The organism is Chryseobacterium sp. 2VB, from assembly GCF_005503635.1.
GTDB classification, from domain to species: Bacteria; Bacteroidota; Bacteroidia; order Flavobacteriales; family Weeksellaceae; genus Chryseobacterium; species Chryseobacterium cupriresistens.
The window spans coordinates 145633-161845 of record NZ_SCNC01000007.1 but is presented as its reverse complement, the minus strand read 5'-3'; the positions used below and the strand labels follow the sequence as shown (position 1 = coordinate 161845).

Genomic DNA, 16213 nt, shown 5'->3' with positions numbered 1-16213 from the left:
ATTCATATTAAAAAAATAAACATTATGAAAAGTTTATATTATTATTTTTCAGCACTTGTTATCGCAACATTTTTAGTTGTTTCGTGTACAACACAAAATGCTCAAAAAGCGACGACTGATATAACAGGAAAAACGTGGAAACTTACGGAACTTAACGGGAAACCGATTGAACTGAAGAATCCTAAAAACAATCCTTATTTCAAACTTGAAATGGATGGAATGAGATATCAGGGACATGCAGGATGTAACGGTTTAGGAGGGACATTTGAGATCAAACCTGAGGTAATGAGAATTAAGTTCAATCAGGGAATGTCTACCATGATGGCTTGTGAAGATCTTGATATTGAAAATCAATTTACGAAAGCAATCCTGGCAGCAGATAATTATTCTGTAAACGGAAATACTCTTACATTAAACAAAGCAAGAATGGCTCCTTTAGCTAAATTTGTTCTTCAGTAATTGAATCTCACTTAAATAAAAAAATAAAGACGCCCTATTTATACGGCGTCTTTCTTATTTATCTTCTTTTATTGTAGATCATATAGCATATCAGAAGGCTGACATTGACCAGAACAGCAAATGCGTTTGACAAAATAATGGGAAGTTCATCTTTTGCAAAGCCATACCATACCCACAAAGAAAGCCCTGAAATTAGAACCAGCAGCATGAGTAAGGAAATATCTTCCACATTTTTTTCTCTGATTACTTTGACAAGCTGTGGAATCATTGAAATGGAAGTGAGAACTCCGGCAACGATACCTAATATATTTTCATCCATAGATTTTTTCAGTTTGGAAATTGATACTAAGATACACTATTGAAATCTTTTCAATGAAACTTCTTCATGTAATGGAACATCTTCTTCAATAAAACGGAATAAATCTCTTGCAAAATAGCAACCGTTGAGGATACCACGGGCACCAAGCCCGTTAAAAACGTAAAGATTACCGAATGTTTCATGTCTTCCAATGATGGGTCTTCTGTCTTTTACTGTGGGGCGGAATCCAAAATATACTTCTTCCACTTCAAAATCATAAGGATAAAATTCTGAAAGTCCCTTCACCAATTGGTCAACTGCTGATTCATCAATGTGATGGTGAAGCTGCTCTCTGTCATAAGTGCCTCCGTAAAAATACAGTCCGTTTCCGGTTGGAAATAAAAAGTGTTTTTTCTTAATGGTTATGTTTTCAGGAATTGGCTGGGAAAGTTTCACCCTGATGTGGTGGCCTTTGTTAGGATTCACGGTGATCTCCGAAAAATAGGGATTGTCTTTCACACCCATTCCTTCACAGAAAATAATATTTTTGAAGGTATAATCTTTATAAGTGGATTCAGATGGATTTAATTTTGAATAATCAAATTTTTCCTTTATCAATTGATCACTTTTTTCAAAATAATTGAATAAACCATTAAAAAATCCATTAACATTCAATCTAGCAGATTGATTCACCTTTCCGGTAAGAAAGTCGTTTTTTACCACCTCTAAACGATCAAAATTCTGATCAAGAAAATTCGACAATTCTTCATTTGCTGATTTTTTCAGCCATAAATTCTGTTCATTCTCATCATGAAAAATTCTGTGAATAGGAGCATTGATCAGATAGTTTTCCCCTGTATATGATTCTATTTCTTTAAGACTGTCTTTAAGAAAATCTATTTGTTCCTGCGCTTTCCAGAATGTGGTAAACTTCTTCAGGACCACAGGATTGATAATTCCTGCTGAAACCTGGGAAGCACTTTTTCTTCCTTCAGTAAAAATGACGAAAGATTTATCATTTTTAATTAGCTGATGGGCCAGAAAAAGCCCTGCATATCCGTCTCCTACAATAATATAATCTACATGCTTCATATGAGAAATTTCATTTGTTTAAAGGTCATATGTGATCGCCTGTGTCATTGGTTATTGTTCGGTAATAAGCAAAGGGCGATTTTATCATAAAAAAACCTGAGTAAAAATACTCAGGTTTTCTATAAATATCAAGTGAAATTTAGTAATTCCACATATCATTTTCCATGTCAAGAATCTGTGCTTTGATTCTGTCGCTTTCTTCCAGCTGCTCCTCAGCATTTCTAGGAATATAGTCTTTAATAGTACCATCTCCTAAACCGCTTGAAGATTTGTAGATAATAGAAGAGAATCTTCTTGCATTGATAACATCATCGAAAGATAAGTCAGCAGAAGAATTTTTTCTATTGAAAACATAGTTGTTTGCTAAAATATCACGAGCACTTGGATAATAAATCCAGAACAAGTCGATCAGTTCATCAGCACCAGCTAAAGGTTGACCATCAGGACCAATTCTTCCAACAGATGTCGGATCCGGACCCATAGCTGCGATACCAAGCGGTCTGTATTTCATCTGACCATCTCTTTTATCGATAAACCACATACCCATCACTTTAAGAACTTTTACTTTATCAGTAGTTGTTCTGATGATATCTGTTAATCTTTTCTTCTCGTCTTCTGTAAGTGTTCTTCCAGAGTTAAGGATATCGATAGCTTCTTCGTCAAGTCTTACACTTTCCAATCTTTTCTGAATGGCTTCCGGTGAAAGTCTGGTAACGAAGTTTTCGTCATCATAAACTTCTTTGATGTCACCTTTAAGGGCTCCATCAAGTAATAATTGATATAATGATCTTGTAGAGCTGGAAAGAAGACCATCCGGATTGTCATAATAAAACGGCTGGTTGATCTTATCATTCATATCAATGATTTCCCAAACAAACATACTTTTGTAAATATCCTTGTCATCAACGAAACCATATTCAAGAGGCTTTACTTTATTGCTGATAACAGTATCCCCTGCTTTTCTCATTGATTCAGCTCTCATTTGTCTGAATTCCTCAGGAGAAGCAGCATTCAGAATAGTCTGGGAAAAAGCGAATCCCGAAACTAAAACTAAAAGGGTGCTAATATATTTTTTCATAATATGATTTTACAAATTAACCTTATTGAACATTAATAATTACAGGTGAAATTTCCTTAAGTCTCTGGTTACCCAATCCTGTAGCCGTAGCCTGAATATCATAAATCTGAACTACATCACCAGGTCTAAGGTTTCTAAGCATACCTTCTGCTCCTGATAGTGAGCTACCTTGAATCAGAGTACCTGCTTTTCCTGGAAGCTTAATAATAAAGCTATTAACAGTGAATGAAACAGGGAAGTCAAAGTCTGGTAAAGTAGCAGAAACAATCTGGTTAGGAATAGAACCTACCGGCATAAAGTTTACCGCTTTACCTCTGATCTGACCTTGTGGTCTAGGGATATTCTTAATTCTATATTCAAATACCTGAGAAACTGTTTTACCATATGGATCTGTTCCTGATAATGTTAACTTCACTACATTTCCTGTTGTAGGAGTAACATTCCATTTACCCTGACCTGTACTCTTCACAGTAGCTCCTGCTGCAGATAATGAAAGTTTAGAATTGTCAGCACCTAAGATTGATCCTGAAACAGGGTTCTCAAGTCCTCTATACATTACATTCATCTTATCGGCAGAAAGTAATAATCCTTTTTCAAGTTTTACTTCTCTTGGTCCTGCAATTACATTATAAGTATGTGTCCAAGGGAAAGACTGAGGTTTCCCTGAAGCATCTGTTAATGTAATCGTACCTCCTAATTTATGTTCACCAATTCCAGAACCTGAAATTTGCATAACACCTTTACCGTTTTCTACTCTGCTTACTCCAGAGATGCTGATCTTGTTACTGTTAGAATAAGTTCCCAGCATTACTTTTACTTCAGCCTGTTTTCCTGCCTGGATATCTACCGGACCTGAAACAATAGGCTCATAGCTTGAGAATTTAATATTCGCATCTACTTTTTCCTGAAGTAATAGTGCCAATGCATCAGACTGAACGTTTCTGGCATCATTTTGGATAATTTCCAAATTAGATATCGCAGCGATTAGCGGCTGATGGTAAAATTTATTCTGAAACCAGGTCTTTTCATTGGGAGATGTTCCTTTAGGATACTCCGCAATAAGAGACTTATTGGCTCTCGCTACTAAATCCTGTAACTGGGCATTGCTTCCGAAAGTAGCATTGATGTAGTTTCTTACATCATCAATTTTAGCTTTCAGATCCAGTGCATTCTTTGATGGAGTATTTTCATCTCCTTCCTTAAAGAAATATTCAGTAGTCGCTTCGTTGTTGTTCAATGCAGCAAAGTTTTCACTTACATCAATATCCTTTCCTGTTTGAGGATCCTTATCGTGAAACTCAGATTGTTTTTTCAACAAATCTTTAACATCCTGAGCAGATTTCACCAATGCATCAATTTTGGTTTTCAGTACTTTGTACTGAGCCCAAGGCTGTGCGTAAGTATCAGGAACTTGCTGAGCTTTAGCTTCCAACGTTCTCTCAAAGATCTTCTCGTTCTTTCTTTCTGTTAAAGTTCTGGTTTCATTCAATGCTCTGGTAGAGTCATAGTATGATCTGATGATTTCTGCATCAATATTTAGGGCCATCATCGCGATGAACACCAAATACATCAGGTTGATCATCTTCTGACGAGGGGTCTGTTTTCCTTGTGCCATTCTCTTTTCTTTGTTTTTTGATTAAGTAGTTAATTTAGAAATGGTTAGGAATTAAGACTTCATAGCAGTTAGCATACCACCATAAACTCTATTTAAGTTATTAAGATTAGATGTTAAACCTTGTAGCTCTTGGTTGAATTTTTCAGATTGCTCTGCAGATTTCTGCATATCAGCAACATACTTGTTAGCAAATTCAGATTGTCTCTTACCACTTTCAAGCTGCATTGCATACAGTGCATTCATACTTTCCATATGCTGAGCTGCTTTATTCAACTGGTCGTTATATTTATGAGTAGAAGCAGATACGTCAACAGTCTGATTGATCTGATCAACAGAGTTTGAGAATTTATCAATTCCTGTTCTTAATCTTTCAAATAATTGAACGTCTAATCTGGCATCTTCTAGCATTTTATCCAATTTGCTGGAAAGAGAGTTTTCCAATTCAGCAAATTGAGCGCTTGTATTTTTAGTTGTTACATTAGAATGTAAAGGATTTGGATTCGCATGTTTATCTAATAACTCAGGATAAACATTTTCCCAGGCATAAGACTCTTCAGTTTTTGGAGGGTCAAATGCAAAGATGATAAAGATAATAGCCTCAGTAATAAGTCCTACAGTAAGAGCCATGTTACCGTTAATAGGTCCTAAGGTAATGTGAGTAATTTTAAGCCAAGCTCCAAGAATTACAATTGCAGCACCGAATGAATAAAAGAAATTCATCCAAGCATCTTTAGTCTTAAACATATTGAGTTAGTTTTTTTAATGTTAAATAAAATTGTTATTGAAAAATAATTGTCTGATTAGTTATCTGTTAACTCTTCTTGGTTTAACGGCTGCTTCAGGAATATCCTGTACAGTTCTGAATCCGATATAGCTTCTTGCGGAATCTTTTCTTTCCCAATCTCTCGCACCTGTCATCAGTGCATATCCTATATCTTTCCAAGATCCACCTCTTACGGATTTCTTCGTATCCTTTTTATCCTTAGTAGAAGGATTTAATGTAGAAGTGAATCCAGCTGAAGAGTTGTTAAAAGAAGATAATGTCCATTCAGAAACGTTTCCAGCCATATCAAATAACCCAAACCCATTTTTCTTAAATTTCTTAACTGGAGCTGTATATGTATAAGTACCTTTTTTCTCGTCTTCCATGTAGTTACCTCTCTTAGGCTTGAAGTTGGCAAGGTAGCAACCTCTGTCATCCATTAAATATGGACCACCCCAAGGGTAAGTAGCATTTTGCATACCACCTCTGGCAGCATATTCCCATTCAGTTTCTGTTGGAAGACGGAATACTAATGGTTTTTGTTTTTTTCTTTTTAAACTTTCGTTGTAATCTGATTTCAATTTAGATCTGAAGTTACAATAAGCCCTTGCCTGATCCCAGGTAACCCCGACAACAGGATAGTCTTTATAAGCCTTGTGCCAGAAATACTGTTCAAACAATGGCTCATTGTAAGCAAAGTGGAAATCTTTTACCCAAACTGTAGTATCAGGATAGATCGCGATACTTTCACTTTTCAGGTAGTTAGCTCCTCTTTCGTTATCTGCAACAGCAGCGTCCATATCTCCCCAACGGTAAGTATATTTCAGCTTACTTACATCTAAAATTCTTTCGTTTCCAATTCTTGAAGAAGAAGGCAGATACATAGATTCTAAAACTTCTGCGTATTCTACATCCGGATATTTTGATGTGCTCCAGTGTAAAGGGATTTTCCAATCTAATCTTTTGCTGGCATCATAGCTTCCGTCTTCACGGCCGCCCTGGCCTTCCATATATTCTTGATAAGGTGTTAAATTTTCTTCTTTTTTAGCAAGGTATGCGTAATCTCCTATGCTTGCTCCTTTACGTCCACCTCCGTCACCACCTTCTCCGGCAGCTTCAGCTAGTAAAGTTCTTGCGATAGAGTCTCTTACATAATTGATAAATACTCTGTACTCCGCATTGGTAGTTTCTGCTTCATCCATGAAGAAAGAAGAAACAGTAACTGTCTTCAATGATGCTTTTTCAGGCGTATTTGTCGGATCCTGGTCTGCTAAACCAGCAACAAACGAACCTGCAGGAATTGCGACCATTCCGTATGGTCTTTCCGCAACAAATGATTTAGTTTTTTCTCTTGGTATCAATTCTCCTTTTGTTCCTGGCTTCCCTACAGAAGAGCTGCCACCACCTGAACAAGATACCGATGCTACCGACGCAGACAATAATAAAAGAAATATCCTTTTCATGTTAATTTTTATAATTAAGCCGTAAATATATAATTTTTTTAAGAAACTTTTAAGATTTTTTTTGAAATAACGGAAGAAATCTAAATTTATTTTATTTACAACAACTTTTTATTCCACGGTAACAGATTTTGCAAGGTTTCTCGGTTGATCTACGTTGGCTCCTCTATATACTGCAATATAATAAGCAAGCAGTTGAAGAGGTACGGAAGCAACGATTGGAGAGAAACATTCTGAAGTTTCAGGGATTTCGATAACATAATCTGCCATTTCGCTCACCTGACGGTCTCCTTTATTTACTACAGCGATAATTTTACCTTTTCTCGCTTTAATTTCCTGAACGTTACTCACAATTTTATCATAGTGGCCTTTTCTAGGCGCTATAATTACAATCGGCATGTTTTCGTCGATCAGGGCAATCGGACCGTGCTTCATTTCTGCAGCCGGGTATCCTTCTGCATGGATATAAGAAATTTCTTTTAATTTTAATGCTCCTTCCAGGGCTGCAGGATAATTGTATCCTCTTCCCAGATAAAGGAAATTGGTAGCTTTCACAAAATCTTTTGCAATATTCTGCGTAAGCTCATGAGTGGTATTTAACACATCTTCAATTTTCTTAGGAATAGCATCAAGCTCAGCAATTAAGCTCATAAATTCAGCGTTTCCTAAGTTTCCGTTGTGTTTTCCTAATTTAAAGGCAATTAAAGTAAGAATGGTAAGCTGTGCTGTAAATGCTTTGGTAGAAGCAACCCCGATTTCCGGGCCAGCATGGGTATACGAACCTGCATCTGTAATTCTTGCTATAGAAGAATCTACAACATTACATATACCATATATAAATGCACCTTTTTCTTTTGCTAATTTTAAAGCAGCCATTGTATCAGCGGTTTCTCCGGACTGAGAAATAGCAATTACCACATCTTTATCTGTAATGATCGGGTTTCTGTATCTGAACTCTGATGCATATTCTACTTCAACAGGGATTCTTGCATATTCTTCAATCAGATATTCTCCGATAAGACCTGCATGCCATGAAGTACCACAGGCAATGATAATAATCCTGTTGGCGTTTTTGAATTTCTCAACATGATCCCAGATTCCTGCCATTTTAATAACTCCTTCATCTACAAGAAGTCTACCTCTCATTGTATCGTGTACAGATTTAGGCTGCTCGAAGATTTCTTTAAGCATGAAATGCTCGTATCCCCCTTTTTCTATCTGTTCAAGGCTTAATTTAAGCTCCTGAATTTCAGGCTCAATTTTAGAGTTTTCATTGATGGTTCTGATATCTACTCCGTTTTCAAGAGAGATCGTTGCCATATGTCCTTCTTCAAGATATATAGCTTCTTTTGTAAATTCTACGAAAGGAGAAGCATCAGAAGCGATAAAATATTCTTTATCTCCGATTCCGATTGCTAAAGGAGATCCTAATCTTCCTACGACCAATACACCTGGATAATCTTCATGAAGTACAGTGATGGCATATGCTCCATATACTTCATTCAATGCATATCTCACTGCTGTAGGGAAATCAATTTCAGGATTAAGATCCATAAAATACTGGATAAGGTTTACCAATACTTCAGTATCTGTCTCTGATTTGAAAGTGAATCCTTTTTCAGTAAGCATTGTCTTAATGGTATCATAGTTTTCAATAATACCATTGTGTACAATTGCAATTTTCCCGTTGTTTGACAAGTGCGGATGGGAGTTTCTGTCACTTGGAACTCCATGGGTTGCCCAACGGGTGTGTCCCATTCCAATTTTAGACTTTCCTTTTAGCTCTTTGGAAATATTCACCAAATCCTCCACTTTACCTTTTGTTTTTTCTACTTCCAGCTTGTTATCTGAACCTTCTAAAACAATTCCGGCACTGTCATACCCTCTATATTCCAATCTTCTAAGACCATTAATTACAATTTCATAAGCGTCTTGAAATCCTGTATATCCTACTATTCCGCACATATTTTATTTTGTATAGTGTTGTTTGTTGTTCTATTTTTTCGTTCCATAAGTCACCAATAACTGGATTCTCTTCGGATTCGTATTGGTTTTATCTACTCCTGTAAGAATAATTCTGTTCATATCAAATGCTCTTGTTGTATTACGAACTCCTAAAAGGGTTCCTGTAGCATTGGCAGCAAATGTTCCTGCGCTGATTATTAAAGGTTTATTAACAACCAGCTGTTCAGTTCCATCTACTGTTTCTTTCTTCCCTTCTACAAGATCCTTAACTGTTTTTGTTACGACAAAATCATAATAACCTGGCTCAGGTTTATCTTTAAAATAATACAATCCAAGTCCGTTGGTAAGATCTGAAGTGAACGCCAGTTTTTTGTAATCAATTTTACCACCAGCATCTAATGTATTGGTTAAAAGTGAAAATCTGCGGTCTTCGGTAGAACCTGTATTTTTCCACGTCGCAGCATCAAGATAGATTCTGATTTTAGCACTTACAATACCTGCTTTATCTTTAACAAAAATATCCTTAAGCTTTGCAATCGTCTCATCTTTTATCTTAACTACCACTGAAGGTCCTCCCATTCCCTGAACAAAAAGTCTTTCATCACCTTCACTAGGATTACTTGCAGCCAATGCAGCCGCAACAGATGATCCGGATCTGCTGTATTCATACAGACCGAGATGCGCATTAGAACCTCCTAAGTTGAAATTAAGGGTTGTCTGTGGTCTTGTTGTTGTTCCGTTCTCTGTTTTATCATATTTATAATACATGATAAGCTGTAAATCATTAGGAGAGAACTGGTAAAGATATTTATCCGTTTCATCTACTGAAATTTTTATTCCTTTAAAATATCTGATGAAGTTGGAAGCATCCTGAAGCTCAGGTTTTCCTTTTTTATCAAGAATATGAGTCTGGAAAAAGTCCGTATTACTCAACTTCATTCTGAATCCTAAGTTTCCGGTAAATACAACTGAGTTGTCAGATTTTTTAGTGATAGATGTAGAATTGATAGTACCGTCAAATACTCCTGATCCCAGCAGTTCACCAGTACTTATTGTTTTATTGGAACGTTTGAAACTGTCATCATTTGCATCGATGAACGTGGTTACTTCATGTACGTTGATTTTCATTGATTTTGAACCTGCTGTTTTACCGTATTTACGAACAGGGTACATTTTCTTTTCAATGGAAACTGCTGTAGCAACTCCATCTACCGGGAAATCAGTTTTCTCAAATGTTTTTGTTTTTAATGAATCGCCTTCAAAGAAGTAGGTATTCGCAGCAGTATTTGCAGGTGGTCTCACTACAAGAACTACAGAATCTACTTTTGGATTCGCTCCGTTAAAATCATAATTATCTACCGGCATTCTCAGTTGAGTAACATAAGAAGCTTTCTGCATTCCAAACTGGTTTTCAGTAAATGCTCCAAGAACACCTACATAGGAAGCCGCACCAGATTCGCTTACCGCACTGATCAGTCTGGCAGCATCACTTCTGATTGAATCGTTGTTACTATAATTGTATGCGATAACGGGATATGCAATTTCATTACCTTGTGCTGCATCATCATTAAACAACTGCTCACCAAGAGAATCCGGATCCGGTTCACAGTTATGAAGGAATGTACTTCCGAAAAACGCCATCAAAAGTATGGCGAAGGTCCTTTTAAGATTATGAGTCATTAAAAATGTGTTTTTTAATAAAGTTGATTTATTGAATCTATGTCCAGATACTCTGATTTTTGGGTAGCAGTTTCGTTGAAAGCCTTATCCAGATCTTCATCCAGAAACTCATCACCTTTCACAACGGCATCTACATAGTTCATACTTTCGATAACAAAACTTTTAATCGTTGGGTTATCTAACGCTTTTAATCCTGAAATATTATCAAACTGCAGTTTTTCGTCAATCTTTTTATCCAGGTCGGCATCTTTCTCATTGTAAAGAGAAAGTATAATTTTTGCGTCTTTGAAATAAGTATCTGATTCGTAGTACGTTTTAAGATAAATTGGAACAAAAGAAGACATCCATCCATTTAAATGGATAACATCTGGTACCCAGTTTAGTTTCTTAATGGTTTCAATAACACCTCTGGCAAAGAAAATAGCTCTTTCGTCATTGTCTTCAAAAGGGTTTCCTTCATCGTCGAAATAATATTGTTTTCTTTTGAAGTATTCTTCATTGTCAATAAAGTAAACCTGAAGTCTTTCCCCCGGAAGAGACGCTACTTTAATGATCAGAGGCTGATCCAGATCATTGATAATAATATTCATCCCTGAAAGACGGATTACTTCATGAAGCTGGAATTTTCTCTCACTTATTTGTCCAAATCTTGGCATAAAAACTCTTACATCATTGCCTTCTTGGTGCATCTTAAGTGCCATTTTGTTTACCACTGCAGCCATATTTGTATCTTCCTGATATGGATACATCTCTGTAGTAATGTACAGTATTTTTTGATTCGGCATAAACTTTCTATCTAATTTTTGTAAAAATGCTTTAATGTGCAAAATTACAAAAAAACATCCAACATTATTTTAATTAACATTTTTTTACGAAAATTCCCTTTTCAAATTATTAAAACCACATATTATTATGCGATATTTTTAGTATTTTTGAAATAGTATTAAAATAAACTATGGAAGTTCTAAAAAACAGAAAAGTCCTTCAGGATTTCATTGAAAGACAGAAAGAAATGGGAAAAAGAATTGGCTTTGCCCCTACCATGGGTGCCCTTCACAAAGGCCATCTTTCTCTGTATGAAGAGGCAAGAAAGGAAAATGATCTTGTTATTTCTTCGATTTTTGTAAATCCAACTCAATTTAACAATCCTGAAGATCTTGAAAAATATCCAAGAGACGTCAACAGAGATATATTGATTCTTCAGAATTCTGGCCTTGTAGATGCAGTTTATATTCCGGAAGTAGCAGATATTTATCCTGAGAAAGCCGAAAGCCAGCGATATGATTTTGACGGACTGGAAAATGAGATGGAAGGTAAATCAAGACCGGGCCATTTTGACGGCGTAGGAACTGTTGTGGAAGAACTTTTCAGACAGGTACAGCCTGATAATGCTTATTTTGGTGAAAAAGATTTTCAGCAGCTTGCTATTATTAAAAAAATGGTAGAGAAAAAGCATCTTCCTGTTAAAATAACCGGAGTTCCTATTTACAGGGCAGAAAACGGACTGGCGCTAAGCTCAAGAAATCAAAGACTTCATGAAGACCGGAGAGAAGCCTCTAAAGTAATTTATGAGACTTTAAAAAAAGTAAACGACTGGTTCAGAACGGTTACGATTCCGGAAATCAAGGAAAGAGTAGCTGATATTTTTGATGATCAGCAGGGAATGAAACTGGAATATTTCCTGATTGCTGATGAAAAAACATTACAGGAGACTGATTTTTTCTATAAAGACAGAAGCTTCAGAGCATTTATTGTAGTGGTAGTAGATGGTGTAAGATTAATTGACAATATGCATCTGGATTAATCTTTCCAGATTTAAATATCAGATCCCTGACTTAGGTCGGGGATTTTTTTATTGAATAAAGTAAGGCAAACATTATTTTACAACCTTGATGCATACAAAAATCAAAGGCCTCCTGAAGGAAGCCTTTGAAACACCAAATCACAAAATATTAATATGAAAAAAATTTACTTTTCAGTAAACTTGTGACCCGGCTGGGATTCGAACCCAGGACCCATACATTAAAAGTGTATTGCTCTACCAGCTGAGCTACCGAGTCGGCCACAATTAAAATGAAATAAATTTCAATATTAATTATAAAATTTTCTTTGCAGTGCCTGCGACTGGACTCGAACCAGCACATCCTTAGGAAACCACCCCCTCAAGATGGCGTGTCTACCAATTTCACCACGCAGGCAATAAAATCACAAATTAAGTAATTATTATTGCTAGTGACCCGGCTGGGATTCGAACCCAGGACCCATACATTAAAAGTGTATTGCTCTACCAGCTGAGCTACCGAGTCGGCCACTTGTGCAACAAGTTTTCATTTAAGTAATGTCCCTTGTTTTAAGTGGTGCAAAGATATGACTTTTTTCTTTATCTCAAAACTTTTTCGCAAATTTGTTCAAAAAAAATTCATGGTAATTTCATTGATCGGATACATGGGAAGTGGCAAATCGCACATTTCCAAAATATTAAGCGAAAAAATCGATTTTAAATTAATTGACCTCGATAAAGAGATTTCCAGAAGAAATAAATTAACCATCCCCGAAATTTTCGAGAAAAAGGGAGAGATTTACTTTAGAAAACTGGAAAGGGAGGCACTTGAAGAGATATTGGCTTCTGAAGAAAATGTAGTTTTAAGTCTTGGCGGAGGAACCCCGGTGTATTATAATAACATGGAGATCATTAATCACAACTCCAAGAGCGTTTTTTTAAGAACCGGAGTGGGAACACTGGTGGAAAGACTTTCAAAGCAGAAAGAAAAAAGGCCGCTGATTGCCAATATATCAGATGAAGACCTTCCGGAATTTATTGCCAAACATTTATTTGAAAGAAATCAGTTTTACAGCAAAGCACAATTCACTGTCAGGACAGATTCCAGAGAACCGGAAGACATCGTTAACGAAATAATAGAAAAGCTCTATCTCTAGAGCTTTTTTACTTTTTATATTAATCTTCATCCTCACCTTCACTGCCGGTCTCTCCGAAGAAATCATCCCAGTCTGTAAAATCGGAGTCGATATCGTTGCCTACATATTCATCCATTTCTCTTCTGTCTTTTTTGGTAGGCCTTCCCTCTCCTTTGTTTCTGTAATAATCCTGTGACATTTTACGAAGTTTCAGCAATTCGTATTGTTCTTTGTCTGTGACGTCCTGAATGTGAAGAGGCACCAGCTTGGCTCCAATTCTGCTTTTGGGGATCTGAATTACCTTTATTTTATAATCAATCTGATTCTTACGGATTTTGATCGTATCTCCTTCTTTTACTTCTTTAGACGACTTTACGGCAGACGTTCCTATAGAAACTCTGTTCTTTTTAATCTCCTCTGCTGCAATACTTCTCGTCTTATAAAAACGAATGCTCCATAAAAATTTATCTATTCTCATATTTTTTTATACTTTTGCCGTTATATTATTTGTAAAGTAATTAAAGTTTTTTGAAATGAAAAAAATATTTTTATATATCCTTGCAGGATCTTTGTGTTTTTCTGCTTGTAAGAAAGATGATGATGTATCAACCTATGTAGAGCCGGAAGATGTTGCTACGCAAAACACGTATGATGATCAGGCCATTAAGAAGTTCATGGATGAGAATTATCTGGATGCACAGGGTAATATAAAAGCTTTCAGTTCTACAGATACTGCGGATGATACTGAAAAGAAGCTGTCTGAACTGAGTCCCATAACACTACCTTCAGGAACTATCTACATTATGAGAGACGGAGCTCAGCCACCAGCTGCCTCTGCAAAAACCATTGGAGATACTGATATTATTAAAATCATGGGAAGAGCATACTCTTACCTGGCGGTTAATTCTGACGGAAACACTTCATTTACATCAAAAACCGCTTTTTTAAATACTATTGACGGAACAGGTGTTCCTGTTATTGACCCTACATATTATTATGTAAAAAAATCAATACTGGAAGCTGGTACAACTGATGCTGCAAAAAAAGCAAAATATTATCAAATCCCTGGGTTCAGAGAAGCTTTACAGAAGTTCAAAGCATACAATAATCTTTCCAGTGAGGCACCTTACAACCTACAGGGAGTAATCATTGTTCCTTCCAGAGCTGCTTTTGCAAGAAACCCTCATTATCCATATTCAAACATGTCTTACAGAAACAGAACTTTTGTATTCAACTTTCAGATTTATGGAAGAGAGGACAGACCTGATAGTGATAAACAGACAACAGAACAACAACAATAAAAAATATTCATACAATAAAAAACACCGCATAAATGGCGGTGTTTTTGTTATATGTAATGTTAATTACGATCTTGCTTTCTGTTTTACATTTCCTAAAATATCCGGGAAATAAAGATCTGCAAGGTGGTCAAACTCATCTCCTCTCATAAACATGGTGGCGTCTACTTCTTCATAAGAACTTCTTCCTGCAGCCGCAATGAGTTCATTGCAGGTGTGAAGTGTATTTTTATGGAAGTGATACACTCTTTCTGCCTTATCTGTTACATCGAGTCCTTTAATAAGCATTTTATCCTGTGTAGCAACTCCTGTAGGACAATTGTTGGAGTTACATCTCAGGGCCTGGATACATCCCAAAGAGAACATAAATCCTCTGGCATTGTTACACATATCGGCTCCCATGGCAATGGCTCTCAGAATATCAAGACTGGTAAGAACTTTACCACTGGCAATCACTCTTAATTTACTTCTCAGGTTATAGTTATTAAGCGTTCTGTTCACAAATATCAAAGCAGGTTCCAATGGCATCCCTACTCCATCTGAAAACTCCGGTGGTGCAGCTCCTGTTCCTCCTTCTGCACCATCTATGGTAATGAAATCAGGATAAATTTTCAATACATTCATCTGCACACAGATATCTTCAAATTCTTTGGTATCACCGATACAAAGTTTAAAACCAATCGGCTTTCCTCCTGAAAGTTCTCTTAGCTGCTGTACAAACCTCAGCAATCCGGCAGCATCAGAAAAAGCGCTGTGTGAGGGTGGTGAAATAACAGTCATTCCCGGTGTGACATGACGAATCGCTGCAATTTCCGGTGTATTTTTTACTCCCGGAAGCACTCCTCCGTGTCCTGGTTTTGCTCCCTGTGATAATTTGATTTCAATCATTTTCACATTAGGAAGGGTGGAATATTTTGTAAATAATTCAGGATTGAATTTTCCCTCGCCGTCGCGACATCCGAAATATCCTGTTCCGATCTGCCAGCAAAGATCTCCTCCTTCCAGGTGATAAGGTGAAATTCCTCCTTCCCCTGTATTATGATAGAAGTTTCCTTTTTTTGCACCTCTGTTCAGTGAAATCTGTGCTCTGTCACTCAAGGCCCCGAAACTCATTGCTGAGATGTTAAATAAAGAAGCATGATAAGGCTGTGTACACTGTTCTCCTCCAACCCATACTCTCGGAAGTTCTTCTGATGGTGATTTTGCATAAATAGAATGCTTGATCCCTTCATACTTTCTGTGATTTACTTCCAGCTGCGTACCAAAAGCTACCGTATCACTTAAATTTTTTGCACGTCTGTATACTGCGGAACGCTGGTTTCTTGGAAATGGCTTCCCATCTGTTTCCCTTTCAATAAAGTATTGCTGCATTTCGGGTGAAATACTTTCGAAAAAATACCTGAAGTATCCCAATACAGGAAAGTTCCTCAAAATAGCATGTTTCGATTGGTAAGCATTGTAAACACCCAATGCATAAATTGCGGATAACAGCGTAGGTATCCAATAATGCGCTCTGATCAGTATTGCTATAATCCATGTAGCAGCTACTAATACAATTCCCCAAGATAAAAACTTATCTCTCATGAATG

15 protein-coding genes and 3 tRNA genes are annotated in these 16213 nt (G+C 36.6%); 4 read left to right on the top strand and 14 right to left on the bottom strand.

What is annotated here, in order from left to right:
* Nucleotides 1–24: 24 nt before the first annotated feature.
* The gene (locus FFS26_RS09365) at nt 25–459 is read left to right on the top strand and encodes an META domain-containing protein (protein WP_110009505.1); all 435 of its coding nucleotides are present in this window, start codon (nt 25–27) and stop codon (nt 457–459) included.
* 58 nt (nt 460–517) lie between these two features.
* Here the strand turns inward: FFS26_RS09365 and FFS26_RS09360 are convergent, their stop codons facing one another.
* The 9 genes from FFS26_RS09360 to FFS26_RS09320 all read right to left on the bottom strand — a co-directional run bounded on the left by FFS26_RS09360 (nt 518) and on the right by FFS26_RS09320 (nt 11195).
* Nucleotides 518–778: a SemiSWEET transporter gene (locus tag FFS26_RS09360; RefSeq protein ID WP_110009506.1), complete on the bottom strand. Its 261-nt coding sequence runs from the start codon at nt 776–778 to the stop codon at nt 518–520.
* Nucleotides 779–814: 36 nt separating this feature from the next.
* Nucleotides 815–1849: an NAD(P)/FAD-dependent oxidoreductase gene (locus FFS26_RS09355; protein WP_137904896.1), complete on the bottom strand. Its 1035-nt coding sequence runs from the start codon at nt 1847–1849 to the stop codon at nt 815–817.
* 139 nt (nt 1850–1988) lie between these two features.
* A complete protein-coding gene (gene gldN, locus FFS26_RS09350) occupies nt 1989–2927 on the bottom strand; it encodes a gliding motility protein GldN (RefSeq protein WP_110009508.1) in 939 nt (312 codons plus the stop codon).
* A gap of 22 nt (nt 2928–2949) precedes the next feature.
* A complete protein-coding gene (locus tag FFS26_RS09345) occupies nt 2950–4542 on the bottom strand; it encodes a GldM family protein (RefSeq protein ID WP_110009509.1) in 1593 nt (530 codons plus the stop codon).
* A gap of 51 nt (nt 4543–4593) precedes the next feature.
* A complete protein-coding gene (gene gldL, locus FFS26_RS09340) occupies nt 4594–5286 on the bottom strand; it encodes a gliding motility protein GldL (RefSeq protein WP_137904895.1) in 693 nt (230 codons plus the stop codon).
* 60 nt (nt 5287–5346) lie between these two features.
* The gene (gene gldK / locus FFS26_RS09335) at nt 5347–6768 is read right to left on the bottom strand and encodes a gliding motility lipoprotein GldK (RefSeq protein ID WP_137904894.1); all 1422 of its coding nucleotides are present in this window, start codon (nt 6766–6768) and stop codon (nt 5347–5349) included.
* A 108-nt stretch (nt 6769–6876) separates the two neighbouring features.
* Nucleotides 6877–8730, bottom strand: a complete 1854-nt coding sequence (gene glmS, locus FFS26_RS09330) for a glutamine--fructose-6-phosphate transaminase (isomerizing) (protein ID WP_110009512.1) — start codon at nt 8728–8730, stop codon at nt 6877–6879.
* Between the two features lie 30 nt (nt 8731–8760).
* Nucleotides 8761–10410: a DUF4270 family protein gene (locus FFS26_RS09325; RefSeq protein WP_110009513.1), complete on the bottom strand. Its 1650-nt coding sequence runs from the start codon at nt 10408–10410 to the stop codon at nt 8761–8763.
* Nucleotides 10411–10424: 14 nt separating this feature from the next.
* Nucleotides 10425–11195 (bottom strand): glycogen/starch synthase, encoded by a 771-nt coding sequence (locus tag FFS26_RS09320; protein WP_110009514.1) that lies wholly within the window; start codon nt 11193–11195, stop codon nt 10425–10427.
* 170 nt (nt 11196–11365) lie between these two features.
* Between FFS26_RS09320 and panC the strand changes: the two genes are divergently transcribed.
* Nucleotides 11366–12214 (top strand): pantoate--beta-alanine ligase, encoded by an 849-nt coding sequence (gene panC, locus FFS26_RS09315; RefSeq protein ID WP_110009515.1) that lies wholly within the window; start codon nt 11366–11368, stop codon nt 12212–12214.
* Nucleotides 12215–12397: 183 nt separating this feature from the next.
* On the opposite strand, the gene FFS26_RS09310 is transcribed toward panC, so the two are convergent.
* From FFS26_RS09310 to FFS26_RS09300, 3 genes are all read right to left on the bottom strand, one after another.
* Nucleotides 12398–12470, bottom strand: a tRNA-Lys gene (locus tag FFS26_RS09310).
* A 55-nt stretch (nt 12471–12525) separates the two neighbouring features.
* A tRNA-Leu gene (locus FFS26_RS09305) sits at nt 12526–12608 on the bottom strand.
* A 35-nt stretch (nt 12609–12643) separates the two neighbouring features.
* Nucleotides 12644–12716: transfer RNA gene (locus FFS26_RS09300), tRNA-Lys, on the bottom strand.
* Nucleotides 12717–12831: 115 nt separating this feature from the next.
* Here FFS26_RS09300 and FFS26_RS09295 point away from each other — a divergent pair.
* On the top strand, nt 12832–13347 hold the full coding sequence (locus tag FFS26_RS09295; RefSeq protein WP_137904893.1) for a shikimate kinase: 516 nt from the start codon (nt 12832–12834) through the stop codon (nt 13345–13347).
* Nucleotides 13348–13366: 19 nt separating this feature from the next.
* On the opposite strand, the gene FFS26_RS09290 is transcribed toward FFS26_RS09295, so the two are convergent.
* The gene (locus tag FFS26_RS09290; RefSeq protein ID WP_110009516.1) at nt 13367–13804 is read right to left on the bottom strand and encodes an RNA-binding S4 domain-containing protein; all 438 of its coding nucleotides are present in this window, start codon (nt 13802–13804) and stop codon (nt 13367–13369) included.
* Between the two features lie 55 nt (nt 13805–13859).
* Here FFS26_RS09290 and FFS26_RS09285 point away from each other — a divergent pair, with 55 nt between their 5' ends.
* Nucleotides 13860–14627, top strand: a complete 768-nt coding sequence (locus FFS26_RS09285) for a hypothetical protein (RefSeq protein ID WP_110009517.1) — start codon at nt 13860–13862, stop codon at nt 14625–14627.
* Nucleotides 14628–14690: 63 nt separating this feature from the next.
* On the opposite strand, the gene FFS26_RS09280 is transcribed toward FFS26_RS09285, so the two are convergent.
* Nucleotides 14691–16208, bottom strand: coding sequence for an FMN-binding glutamate synthase family protein (locus tag FFS26_RS09280; protein WP_110009518.1), 1518 nt, complete (start codon nt 16206–16208; stop codon nt 14691–14693).
* Nucleotides 16209–16213: the final 5 nt, after the last annotated feature.